Source organism: Aequorivita sp. IT1282 (assembly GCF_058068205.1).
Genome location: NZ_JBYRHR010000005.1, coordinates 37,054 through 49,630 on the forward strand (window position 1 = coordinate 37,054; position 12,577 = coordinate 49,630).

Below are 12,577 nucleotides of genomic sequence, written 5' to 3' on the forward strand. Positions count from 1 at the left end.
ACACACATTGAAAGAACTTTTTGACATAGTATCGCGTAAATGCAGCAAAGAGGTTACTGGAACTTACAGTACTTCCTTTTCGTTAGCCACTCGTATGCTTGGACCTTCCATTCGCCAAGACATTTATAATATTTACGGTTTTGTGCGTTTTGCAGATGAAATTGTTGATTCATTTCACGATTATAATAAGGAAGTTCTTTTCGACCGCTTTGAGTACGGTTTGGCTGAAGCACTTGAAGATGGTATAAGTTTGAACCCAATTTTAAATTCATTTCAGGAAACAGTCCGTAAATACGAAATTGACAAAACCTTAATCGACAAATTTATGTCGAGTATGCGCTTAGATTTAACCAAAAGTGTTTATAATACTACTGAAGAATTTAATGATTACATCTATGGCTCTGCAGATGTTGTAGGCTTAATGTGTTTAAAAGTATTTGTAAAAGGAGATGACGCAAAATACCATCAGTTAAAAGAATCTGCTATGAGTTTGGGTTCGGCGTTTCAAAAAGTAAATTTTTTACGCGACCTAAAAGAAGATTTTGAAAACTTAAACAGAACCTATTTTCCAAATACAAATTTGGCTGCTTTAGACGAAGCTTCAAAAGCGCAAATAATACAAGAGATTGAAGAAAACTTCAACCACGGATACCAGGGAATTTTACAATTACCGCACGATTCTAAACTCGGTGTTTTTGTAGCGTATAGATATTACAAACGTTTATTGAAAAAACTTCAGCAAACACCCGCAACCGAAATTAAAAATGTGCGCATCCGCGTTCCGAATGTTGAAAAAATTGGGCTTTTAACGCGGAGCTATGTAAAATATCAATTAAATTTGGTGAAATAATTTTAGTTATTTTTCCTATTTATTTCACATTAGGAATTTCAAAATCACAAATTAAAAAGTAAAATGACCACTGTTCTTTGGATATTAATTTTCATTGTCACTTTCAGTATTATGGAGTTTATGGCGTGGTTTACCCATAAATACGTTATGCACGGTTTTCTGTGGAAGCTACACAAGGACCATCACCACAAAGATCACGGTAGTTGGTGGGAGCGTAATGACTATTTCTTCATTTTTTACGCATTGGTTAGCATCAGCTGTTTTATTGGCTGGAGCTATTTCGGCTTTTGGGCTGGATTGCCTATAGGTTTGGGTATTTTCGCTTACGGACTTGCCTATTTTTTTGTTCACGATATTTTTATACACCAACGTTTTAAAATGTTCCGAAACGCCAATAATTGGTATGCTCGTGGTATAAGACGCGCTCACAAAATGCACCACAAACACTTAGGAAAAGATAAAGGTGAGTGCTTCGGGATGCTTTTTCCGCCATTAAAATATTTTAAAAAATAAACCATGTGGCATCTTTATTTTCTGCTGAATATTGCATCGTTTAGCGTTCCATTTTTGTTCAGCTTTCACCCAAAATTGAAGTTTTATAAACTTTGGAAATACTTCTTCCCCGCCACCTTTATTATGATGGCTTTTTTTATACCCTGGGATATCATTTTTACGCAAAATGGCTATTGGGGTTTTAATGAAAAATATCTCTCCGGAATAAGTTTAGCTGCCCTTCCTTTAGAGGAATGGATTTTCTTTATCTGCATTCCATACGCTTGTATTTTTACCATTTATGCGTTTAAAAATTTGCTTCCCAAGTTTTCATTATCAAATAAAACCACGGATATAGTATATTATACACTACAGACTGTTTTAATTGTTACGCTACTTTATTTTTATGATCGGTGGTATACGGCCGTAAATTTTGGATATGCAATCGTTTTATTGGTTATGGTTTATAATTATAAACGCGATGTTTTAAACGTTTTCTTTCCAGTTTTCCTCATCCTTTTGGTTCCCTTTTTTATTGTGAATGGTTTCCTTACTGGAAGTTGGATTCACGAAGAAGTAGTTTGGTATAACGACGCACAAAATTTGGGTATACGAGTAGGCACAGTACCGATTGAAGACAGTATTTATGCATTAACAATGTTGCTGACTATCTATGTTTTAATGGAAAAATTTAGGGAGAAATACGGTTCAAAACCAATTGAAATAGCAAAATAATTTTCTGAAAAAATCGACAAATTAACTGCTATAAAATTTCATATGCAATAGAAGGAAAGATGTAAATTGATTAAGAATTTGCATTACATTTATTCCGCAAAATTACATTGTTTATGATACACCCTAAAACAGAATTAAAGTTTATAAGCAAGGAAGTAGGATATGGCGTAGTTGCTACAGAATTTATTCCCGCTGGCACAATAACGTGGGCTTTAGACGATTTGGACCGTGAGTTTACTCCCGCCAAACTAAAGAAAATGAACGCGCTTTACCAAAACATTTTAGACACTTATTGCTATAGAAACCGGAAAGGAAACTACGTGCTTTGTTGGGATTATGGCCGCTACGTAAACCATAGTTTTAAAAGCAATTGCATATCTACCGCCTACGACTTTGAAATTGCAATCCGCGATATACATCCCGGAGAAGAATTAACCGATGATTATGGATACCTAAATGTTTCTGAGCCTTTTACAGGTATAGAAGAAGGCACGCGCCGTAAAACTGTATATCCTGACGATCTTTTAAATCATCACGAAACTTGGGACAAGCAACTCATTAAAAATTTTCCAAAAATTATAAAGGTAGATCAACCTTTGAAATCTTTATTAAGTGCGAAATCGTGGGATAGAATTACTGCAATTGCAGAAGGAAAAAAGGAGATGAAATCTATTAAAGAAATTTACTATTCTGTATAGTTTTTACAGATTATTCTTCTAGCAGTTTATCCAGAAGTGTTTTCATTTTTTCGCTATTCCAATCGGCTGCGCCTTGTTCATCTATTATAATTTCGCCCTTTTTGGAAATTAAATAAGTAGTGGGCAAAACGTGTGCCTCCAACTTTTTTGGTGCTTCAAAAGTTTGAAGAAAGATGGGCAGGGTGTAAGCATTCTTCACCATAAATTTTTCAACTTTTTCAGGCATTTCCGAAGTCACAAAATAGAAGTCTACTTTATTGCCATAAACATCGTATAATTTTTGGAATGAAGGCATTTCTGCTACACAGGGAGGGCACCAAGTAGCCCAAAAATTCACAATAGTTACTTTCCCTTTAGATTGTGAAAAGTTTACTTCTTCGGCATTTAATTTTCGCAAATTCCAATCGTAATCTTGAAGTGATTCTCGCTCACTTTCAGCTTTTTCAGAAGGAGAAAAAGAAATAAGTCGTTGCACAAATACCTGAATGGGCATGCGTGTTTGCGGAAAAATAAGCAAAACCAATATAGCGACAAATAAAATGTTGCTCCAGTGTTTTTTTAGAAATGGAATCATAATTTTAGGGTATAAAAAAACCTAACAGGTATTTTAAATCTGTTAGGTTTTGAATATTTAGTAAACGGTTTTTAACCGTTTTGTATTTTAATCAAATTCAAAGCCGATCCTTCACGGTACCACTTTATTTGCGCATCGTTATAAGTATGGTTCACTTTAATCGTGTCTTTATTTCCATCTTTATGAACGATTTCAATAGTTAACTGCGTGTTTTCAGCAAAATCTGCAATATCCACAAAGTTGAAAGTATCATCTTCTTGGATTAAATCATAATCTGCTTCATTCGCAAATGTAAGACCTAACATTCCTTGTTTTTTAAGGTTTGTTTCGTGAATTCTTGCAAAAGATTTTACTAGAACCGCGGCAACACCCAAAAATCTTGGCTGCATAGCTGCGTGTTCTCTTGAGGAACCTTCACCATAGTTGTGATCGCCCACAACAATAGTTTTAATTCCTTTAGCTTTATACTCACGTTGCACATCTGGTACACCACCGTATTCGCCTGTAAATTGATTTTTTACAAAATTGGTCTTTTTGTTGAAAGCATTTATAGCTCCAATTAAAGTATTGTTAGAGATATTGTCTAAATGTCCGCGGTAACGCAACCAAGGTCCAGCCATAGAAATATGATCTGTTGTACATTTTCCGAAAGCTTTAATTAGCAATTTTACGCCTTGCAATTCAGAATTCGTAATAGGTACAAATGGCTTCAATAATTGAAGACGTTCGCTATCTGTAGCAACTCTCACTTCAACCGAGCTACCATCTTCCTTAGGTGCTAAATATCCATTGTCGTCTACAGCAAATCCTTTTGGAGGAAGTTCTAAACCAACTGGTATATCAAATTTTACTTCTTGACCGTCTTCGTTTAAAAGCGTATCATTCATTGGGTCGAAATCTAAACGGCCCGAAATTGCAATTGCGGCAACCATTTCTGGTGAACCAACAAAAGCGTGGGTGTTAGGATTTCCATCGGCACGTTTAGAAAAGTTTCTGTTGAAAGAATGCACGATCGTATTCTTTTCATCTCCTTTTCTGTCACTTCTATCCCACTGACCAATACACGGTCCGCAAGCGTTTGTGAAAATAGTTGCGCCAAGGTTTTCGAAAACATCCAAAAGGCCATCACGTTCCGCAGTAAAACGAATTGTTTCCGAACCAGGATTTATTCCGAAGTCACTTTTAGGTTTTAATTTCTTATCGATTGCCTGTTGCGCAATAGAAGCAGCACGCGTTAAATCTTCATAAGATGAGTTTGTACAACTACCAATTAAACCCCAATCTACTTTTATAGGCCAATCGTTCTTTTTTGCTTTTTCACCCAATTCGCCAACCGGAGTTGCTAAATCTGGAGTAAAAGGTCCATTTAAGTGTGGACGCAAAGTGTTTAAATCTATTTCAATAACTTGATCGAAGTAGGCTTCAGGATTCGCATAGACTTCGTCATCACCTGTTAAATGTTCTCTGACTTTATTTGCTTCGTCTGCAATATCTTCACGGTCTGTTGCTCTTAGGAAACGCTCCATTGCATCATCATAACCAAAGGTTGAAGTGGTTGCACCAATTTCGGCACCCATATTACAAATTGTTCCTTTACCTGTACAAGAAAGGTTTTTTGCTCCTGGTCCAAAATATTCAACAATAGCCCCTGTTCCTCCTTTTACAGTAAGGATTCCAGCTACTTTTAAAATAACATCTTTTGAAGCCGTCCAGCCGTTAAGTTCGCCAGTTAATTTAACACCTATTAATTTTGGGAATTTTAATTCCCAAGGCATTCCTGCCATTACATCAACAGCATCTGCGCCACCAACACCAATGGCAACCATTCCTAAACCACCTGCATTTACAGTGTGGCTATCGGTACCAATCATCATTCCACCTGGAAAAGCGTAATTTTCTAAAACAACTTGGTGAATAATTCCAGCACCCGGTCTCCAGAAACCAATTCCGTATTTGTTTGAAACAGATTCTAAGAAGTCAAAAACCTCGTTACTAGTTTCGTTAGCGCGCTTTAAATCTGGCACTGCGCCTTGTTTGGCTTGTATTAAGTGATCGCAATGTACAGTGGTTGGAACTGCAACTGTTTTCTTACCCGCTTGCATAAATTGCAAAAGAGCCATTTGTGCAGTTGCATCTTGGCAAGCTATTCTATCAGGCGCAAAATCTACATAATCCTTTCCGCGTTGGAATGTTTTATTCGGATTGCCGTCCCAAAGGTGAGAGTATAATATTTTTTCTGAAAGTGTAAGTGGTTTTCCCGTGATTTCACGTGCTTTATCAACACGTTCTGCCATCTGGGCGTAAACCTTTTTAATCATATCAATATCAAATGCCATAGTTGTATTTTTTCTAGTTGCGAAATTACAAAATTTTATAATAATTAAAAAGTATATAAAGGAATTGCTTATTTAGTGAATATAATTCACTAAATAGTAATTTCTATTGCGTAAAATTATCAAATCCTTAATATTAGATAGCTAATTTTAAGAAATTCAAAATTTTCGGTTTTAATGCTTATAAAAAATCTTTGAGTGGAGCGTGATTGTACCTTATTTAATACAAACTTTTAATGATTTCTTCAATGCTTAAGCCTTCTGCTTCCGCTTTGTAGTTTTTAATTAATCGATGACGAAGGATTGCAACTGCAGCCTTTTGCACGTCTTCGATATCTGGAGAAAATTTACCGTGTATTGCGGCGTTTGTTTTTGCTGCCAATATAAGGTTTTGTGAAGCTCTTGGGCCAGCGCCCCAATCAATATAGTTCTTTACAGTTTCTGTTGCAGTATCGCTATTAGGGCGGGTTTTGCTAACTAAAGTAACTGCATATTCCACAACGTTATCCGCCACTGGAATTCTTCTAATTAACTGTTGAAAATCGATTATTTCTTGAGCTGAAAAAAGTGCATTTACTTTTTGGGTTTCGCCTGAAGTGGTTTGTTTAACTACTTCAACTTCTTCAGAAAACGAAGGATATTCAAGGTTTATGGCAAACATAAAACGGTCTAATTGTGCTTCTGGCAAAGGATAAGTTCCCTCCTGCTCTATTGGGTTTTGTGTAGCGAGTACAAAATATGGTAAATCTAGTTTGTAATGTTGGCCAGCTACAGTAACTGCGCGTTCCTGCATAGCCTCTAAAAGAGCCGCTTGGGTTTTGGGCGGCGTTCTGTTAATCTCGTCTGCTAGAATAATATTGGCGAAAATTGGCCCTTTTATAAATTTGAATTCGCGATTATTATCTAAGATTTCAGAACCTAAAATATCGCTCGGCATCAAATCTGGCGTAAACTGTATTCTCTTAAAATTAAGGCCAAGTGCTTCGGCGACGGTATTAACCAACAAGGTTTTTGCAAGACCCGGAACGCCAATAAGCAATGCGTGTCCGCCAGAAAAGATAGCGAGCAAAACCTGCTCAACCACTTCATCTTGACCTACTATTACTTTTTTAATTTCTTGTTTAAGGGCGTTGTATTTTGAAACCAGTTGTTTTACCGCTGCTACGTCTGACATAGTGTTTTTCTATATTATTTTTTTAACCAACCTCCAGCAAATTCACAATCCTGGTAATCTTGATTGATGCTAATATACGTATCTTTTATTTTCTCGTTCTGCCATTTGTTGATTACCTTAATTTGCTTTTCGCGCAATGCTAGTTGCTTGATTCGCTCATAATCATTTGTATAGTCGGCTTGGTGTTCAACGTATTTTTTAGTCACGGTAAGAATTTTCAAACTACTCTTTCCTGTGCGGTCGCGGTCGGTAAAAATTTCTGATACTGCACCTTCTTTTAAATTATACACTTGTGCACTAAGAGTTGGATCCATTTTGGTAAGATCGAATTTAGTGTCGAATGAAATTGGATTTACTAATTGTCCGCCGTTATTACGGGTTTCTTTATCGTCTGAATTTTTTCGAGCTGCTTCAGCGAAAGTAATTTCGCCTGCTTCAATTTTCGTTTTTAAATCTTCAATCTTCTTTTGTGCTGCATCGATAGATTTCTGAGAAACTTCTGGAAACATCAATATATGCCTAACATCAACTTCTTGTCCTCGAATTTTTTCGACATACAGTATGTGCCATCCAAATTCCGTTTCAAAAGGTTCGCTGATTTCACCTTCTAAAAGTGAAAAGGCCTGATCTTTAAACTCTTTAGCCCAAGGTGAATCGCGCTTAACGCCCGTGTAAAGTCCTCCTTTAGAATTTGAGCCTGGATCTTTAGAATAAAGAACCGCTTTAGTAGAAAAACTAGCCCCATTGTCTAGAATATCTGCGCGGATAGCATTTAACCTTCCAACAACTTCATCTATTGCTTGTTTTGTAACTTCTGGATCTACCACTATTTGAGCAATTTCAATTTCAGCGCCAAAAATTGGGCGATCTTCTTCTGGAATTGAGTAGAAAAAAGTTCGTACTTCTTCAGGTGTTACTTCTAGTTTTTCAATTACCTTTTGTTGCATCAAACTTGCGAGTTTAATACTCTTATTGGCTTCAAAAAGATCTCTTCTTAAATCGGCCATATTATCTTTTCTATAATAAGCCGCTACTTTTTCTTCGCTTCCCAATTCACCAATCATATATTGTAATTGCTGATCTATCATTCCATTAATTTCTGCATCTGGAACCAAGATACTATCTTGTTTAGCTTGGTGAGCGTACAATTTGTCTTCCATTAATTTACCCATTAATTGGCAACGGGTAATATCTTCAATAGACATTCCTTGCGATTGCATTTCAACATAAGCCTTATCAATATCACTGTCAAGAATAACATATTCTCCAACAACGGCGCTAACGCCTTCGGCTTTATATCTTTTAAAAGGTTTTAATGTATCGCGCTTTACCGTTTTCTGCATAACTAATGAGTCGTTGCTTTTTGCAACGCCGGTACTATCTGGCTCCACAACGGTTTGTGCTTGTAGTATTGCAGTAGAAAAAAGCAACACCAATAAAAATTTATTCATTTTTATAGATTTCAAAATTATTTGTTTCAATAGCATCTTTTGTAATATCTGTTTCAAGTTTTTTAATAAGCTCAAGCTTTCTTTTATTCAGAATAATCTGTTTTAAAGTAGGCATAATGTAGGAAATAGGTGCCGTATCATTGGGGTTGAGCACATTTTCAATTTTCACCAAATATACTCCTAATGAATCTTGCAATTGTGTAAAATTGGATTTTTTTAACACTTGATCGCTAGTGCTTCTAATTACTGGTAAAGTGTTCAGTAAAACTTCTCTTTTCACCCAAACAGTGTCGTTAAAGTTTGAGGAAATAAACTGGTAGTTCTGACTGGTGAGCGATTTTTTATCCTTTTCGTTATAACGGTTCAATTTTTCCTTTACAGCGGGCAAACCGTCATAATTTACAGGTAATTGAACGTAACGCAATTTTACCAATTGATCTTTTAATTTAAAGTTTTCTTTATTGGTTTCGTAATATTCCCGAAATTCCTGCTCTGTAATAACGCTATCTAATTGCTTGCTAACAATTACATTTTTATAAGCTTCGGTAAGTAAATCATTATGATATGACTGAACAAGCTTATCGTATTGATCTAGCTTATCTGCAGGTATATTTATTCTTGCTTGGTCAATAAGCAGCTGTTGGGTAGCCCAACGGTTTATGTAATTATTTACAATGAGCGTACTATCTTCTGCCGAAGTATTTGCGCCTATCAGTTTTACAATGTCTGCTTCATATAAATAGTTGTCGTTTACACGGGCTATAACATTTTCTTTAGTTTCCGTTTTAAAATACTCACAGGAAACCAAGAAAGCACTAACAATAGTTATATAAAGAATTTGACGAATCATTTCAACTCCTTTTTAACGTGTTTTAAAGTTTTTTGATTTACTTCAACTTTATACTTTTTGCGAAGGCTTTCCATCCAAGTCAGCTCTAATTCATTTTGATAATTGCTCAAAACTTTACCTTTAACCTCGTCTAAAGTTTTATATCCGGGAGCGAGTATTTCTTTAATATTAACTACCACGAACGAATCGTTGTTTGGATATACAGAAGAAACGCCGCTTTTTATCTCTAAGTTCTTTGGAAGCTCAGATTGGTTAATTTCAAAAATTCCCGGCGTTATCAATACGTTTATTTTATCATCTGTATTAATTGCTGCTTTTATCTCTTCGGAAGTTTTGCCTTCTGCTAACATTTTTTGAATTTGCTTCGCGAAATTTTCTGAAGTAGCCGAGTAGATATCTGCATCAACACGTTGTTTCCACTTGTAGTTTTCCTTTGTCTTATTGAAAAATTGCTGAAGCTCTAAAGAATCGGTCTTTGCTTTTTGCCAGATATTTTTGCTCATCACATCAAAAATTAGAAGGCCATCGCGATATTCAGTAAGCACTGCGGCATACTCTTCATTGTCGTCTTCCAGTTTTTCTTTGAAGTAATCTTTTAGCTGCTCCGTTTCAAATTCATCATAAAGTTCAACCAATAATGATTCCTTTAGTTTGTAAAGTCTAGTGGTTTTTTGGCGGCTATCAATAAATTTTGCAAAATCTGTATAAGTTGCTTTTTTATCCCCAATAGTGAAAAGCGTTTGCTCCTTATCTGCTGGAATAGGCTCCATGGTCCATTTTCTTTTCAGTACTTCGTCTGTAACGTATGTATCGAAGTAAGGCAAAAAGCTCGCTCCTTTTTTGAAGCCATACTTTTGCTTTATTTTATTATTTGTAGCGGTTGTTACTAGTTTAGCGCGATCGCCATCAGAAACTTTTTTCTCTAGTGTTTGCTTTTGCTCATCAAAGCTTTCCATTGGTAATTTTTCATCCAAACGAATAATGTGCCAGCCAAAATCTGTTTTAATTGGCTTACCAAAATCGCCTACATTTTTAAGTTCGTAGGCTGCATTTTCAAATTCTGTAGCCCGAAGATCACCTTTTGTGAATGGATTCAATTTTCCTCCTTTTACGGCAGAATTTTTATCATCTGAAAATTGCTTTGCTAGGCTTTCAAAAGATTCGCCTTGCTTAAGCATAGTGTAAATTTCGTTGATGCGCTCCTCTGGGTTGAATGTACGGGCTCCTTTACTCTCAGAAATCATAATGTGCGAAACTGCAATTTTCGGCAGTTTTGCTCTTTTGTCGTTTACTTTAATAAGGTGATAACCAAAACTTGTTCTCACTATATTTGAAATTTCGCCAGACTTGGTTTTATACGCTTCAGATTCAAAAGGATAAACCATGTTAAATACTGTAAAGTATCCTAAGTCTCCTCCTCTTTCTTTTGCGCCAGGCTCTTCAGAATATGTTTTTGCCAACTGTGTAAAATCTTCCCCTTTTAGCGCTCTTTCGCGTATTGACTTCATTTTATTGTATGCCGCTAAAGTATCTTGCGGCACAGATTCATAATCTACTCTAATTAGAATATGAGAAGCCTTAACTTCAAATTTACTGCGCTCATACGCTTCTTTAGCCAGTTCTTCCGTTACCTTATCTTCGAAAAGATAATTTCTTGAAAGCTGGTCGCGGTATTTTGAAAACTCGTTTATATAAGCACTTTCTTTATGTAAATTTTGAGCTTGTGCTTCTTCAATTTTCAATTTGTAATCTATAAAAAGCTGCAAATAGCCATCAATATCTTTTTGTGATTCATCCTGAACCAGATCGAGGTTTTTCTTGTAGACACGCTCAAATTCGTTGGCATATACAGATTGCCCGTCTATAGTCATTAACACTTCTTTTTTGTTTTGAGAAAAAACGGTAGTGGCGCTCAAAAAGCCTAAAATGAATAGGGTAAGAAAATTTTTCATCATTGTTATTGAATATTTATTTTTTACTGAAGCATCGCAAAAATAGCAAAAAGCTATGGTAACACACATCAGAATAGCAAACGAATTTAATATAATTATAGTGTTTTACAATTTTAAAAAAAATGTTGAAAAGCCGTAACTTGCATTAGTTTTTAAAAAGGAGAAAAATAATACTTTAAAATTTCTCCACAACTATTTACAAATGACTGAAAGAGTAAAACTTATATGGGATTTTAGAGGTGCAAACGCCCAACAAATAGCCGAGCACCACGCAAAACATCTTAGTGAATTTTCTAAATCTGAAAACTTAAAGGACAGTTTTACAGGCCACGAACAAGTAACGCCTATGCACTTTATAGCATTTATGGTAGTTGAGAAATCATTGATGAACACTTTACGTGAATCTTTAAAACCAACCCGTGGGCAATTATACGATGAGTAATGAAAGTCTTTTTTAAAAATACCTTTGAATACACCCACCATTGCAACCAGCAATTAATTGATGTATTGCTAAAAAACCCCAGTCTCTTTCAGAAAAAAATAAGCGCTTTAACAAGCCATACGCTTAACGCACATCATATTTGGAATCATAGAATTTTTAAAGTTAGGCCAGCACTTTCAGTTTGGCAGGAACTGGAGATTGGTTATTTACAAAAGATAAACGACGAAAACTTTGAACACAGCATTGAACTTATTGAAACAATACAATTAGACGAGAAAATAAATTACACCAATAGTAAAGGGCAAAATTTCACAAATACGGTGAGCGATATTTTTTTTCATATTATAAATCACAGCACCTATCATCGGGGTCAGTTAATTAGCCTTTTAAAGTCTGAAGGAGTAGAACCAATCGTTACCGACTATATTTTTTACAAACGCTGATATTCAGCACTAATAATTGCAATATTTATAGTAATATTGTGCTCTAAATTTTTAAAACATTTACAATGAATTTTCTTAAAATCGCCATATTCTTTATTGGTATTTCCGCTTTTGCACAGAGCAAGGTTGGAGCAGTAGACGTAGAATACATTCTTTCAAAAATGCCTGAATTACAAACCGTAAGAACCCAGGTAGAAACGTATGGCCAACAATTGGACATCGACCTAAACAAAAAGGTGGACGAATACAAAAAACTAGCCGAAGCCTATAAAGCTGGAGAAGCCACCTTTACTACAGAGCAAAAAAAGGCAAAACAAACCGAGCTTTTAAAACTTGATGACGACATTCAAAAATTTCAGCAAAACGGTGCCAAATTAATGGAAATTAAGCAGCAGGAAGGCCTTAAGCCCCTATATGCTAAAATAGGTGTAGCTTTGGAAAAAGTAGCGATGGCTCAAAATTATACGCAGGTAATGCAAACCACTCAAGACTTGGTTTTCTTGGATCCAAGTTATGACTTAACGGTACCAATTCTTACTGAATTAGGCATCACAATTACAGTAGAAGAAGGTAAATAGTCCTT

The 12,577-nt window shown here is 35.6% G+C and carries 13 protein-coding genes; 7 read left to right on the forward strand and 6 right to left on the reverse strand.

Annotation, left to right across the window (positions count from 1 at the left end; genetic code table 11):
• The first annotated feature begins 7 nt into the window (after positions 1–7).
• From AC3RVG_RS11615 to AC3RVG_RS11630, 4 genes are all read left to right on the forward strand, one after another.
• Positions 8–850, forward strand: a complete 843-nt coding sequence (locus AC3RVG_RS11615; RefSeq protein ID WP_489691631.1) for a phytoene/squalene synthase family protein — start codon at positions 8–10, stop codon at positions 848–850.
• A gap of 63 nt (positions 851–913) precedes the next feature.
• On the forward strand, positions 914–1,363 hold the full coding sequence (locus AC3RVG_RS11620; RefSeq protein WP_489691632.1) for a sterol desaturase family protein: 450 nt from the start codon (positions 914–916) through the stop codon (positions 1,361–1,363).
• 3 nt (positions 1,364–1,366) lie between these two features.
• Entirely contained in the window at positions 1,367–2,077 is a 711-nt protein-coding gene (locus AC3RVG_RS11625; protein ID WP_489691633.1) for a lycopene cyclase domain-containing protein, read from the forward strand.
• A gap of 113 nt (positions 2,078–2,190) precedes the next feature.
• Complete coding sequence (locus tag AC3RVG_RS11630; RefSeq protein WP_489691634.1) at positions 2,191–2,775, forward strand: SET domain-containing protein; 585 nt, start codon at positions 2,191–2,193, stop codon at positions 2,773–2,775.
• 10 nt (positions 2,776–2,785) lie between these two features.
• Here the strand turns inward: AC3RVG_RS11630 and AC3RVG_RS11635 are convergent, their stop codons facing one another.
• From AC3RVG_RS11635 to AC3RVG_RS11660, 6 genes are all read right to left on the reverse strand, one after another.
• Entirely contained in the window at positions 2,786–3,349 is a 564-nt protein-coding gene (locus AC3RVG_RS11635) for a TlpA family protein disulfide reductase (protein ID WP_489691635.1), read from the reverse strand.
• A 71-nt stretch (positions 3,350–3,420) separates the two neighbouring features.
• Entirely contained in the window at positions 3,421–5,685 is a 2,265-nt protein-coding gene (locus tag AC3RVG_RS11640; RefSeq protein WP_489691636.1) for an aconitate hydratase, read from the reverse strand.
• A 217-nt stretch (positions 5,686–5,902) separates the two neighbouring features.
• Entirely contained in the window at positions 5,903–6,856 is a 954-nt protein-coding gene (locus tag AC3RVG_RS11645; protein ID WP_489691637.1) for an AAA family ATPase, read from the reverse strand.
• A 14-nt stretch (positions 6,857–6,870) separates the two neighbouring features.
• Entirely contained in the window at positions 6,871–8,307 is a 1,437-nt protein-coding gene (locus AC3RVG_RS11650) for a peptidylprolyl isomerase (RefSeq protein WP_489691638.1), read from the reverse strand.
• Positions 8,300–9,157, reverse strand: a complete 858-nt coding sequence (locus AC3RVG_RS11655; protein WP_489691639.1) for a peptidyl-prolyl cis-trans isomerase — start codon at positions 9,155–9,157, stop codon at positions 8,300–8,302. The genes AC3RVG_RS11650 and AC3RVG_RS11655 overlap by 8 nt, the downstream gene beginning before the upstream one ends.
• Positions 9,154–11,112, reverse strand: coding sequence for a peptidylprolyl isomerase (locus tag AC3RVG_RS11660; protein ID WP_489691640.1), 1,959 nt, complete (start codon positions 11,110–11,112; stop codon positions 9,154–9,156). Before AC3RVG_RS11660 ends, AC3RVG_RS11655 begins: the two co-directional genes overlap by 4 nt.
• Before the next feature lie 199 nt (positions 11,113–11,311).
• On the opposite strand from AC3RVG_RS11660, the gene AC3RVG_RS11665 reads away from it, so the two are divergent.
• From AC3RVG_RS11665 to AC3RVG_RS11675, 3 genes are all read left to right on the forward strand, one after another.
• Positions 11,312–11,551, forward strand: a complete 240-nt coding sequence (locus AC3RVG_RS11665; protein WP_489691641.1) for a hypothetical protein — start codon at positions 11,312–11,314, stop codon at positions 11,549–11,551.
• On the forward strand, positions 11,551–11,994 hold the full coding sequence (locus AC3RVG_RS11670; RefSeq protein WP_489691642.1) for a DinB family protein: 444 nt from the start codon (positions 11,551–11,553) through the stop codon (positions 11,992–11,994). The genes AC3RVG_RS11665 and AC3RVG_RS11670 overlap by 1 nt, the downstream gene beginning before the upstream one ends.
• Before the next feature lie 65 nt (positions 11,995–12,059).
• Positions 12,060–12,572: an OmpH/Skp family outer membrane protein gene (locus tag AC3RVG_RS11675; protein WP_489691643.1), complete on the forward strand. Its 513-nt coding sequence runs from the start codon at positions 12,060–12,062 to the stop codon at positions 12,570–12,572.
• Positions 12,573–12,577 lie beyond the last annotated feature (5 nt).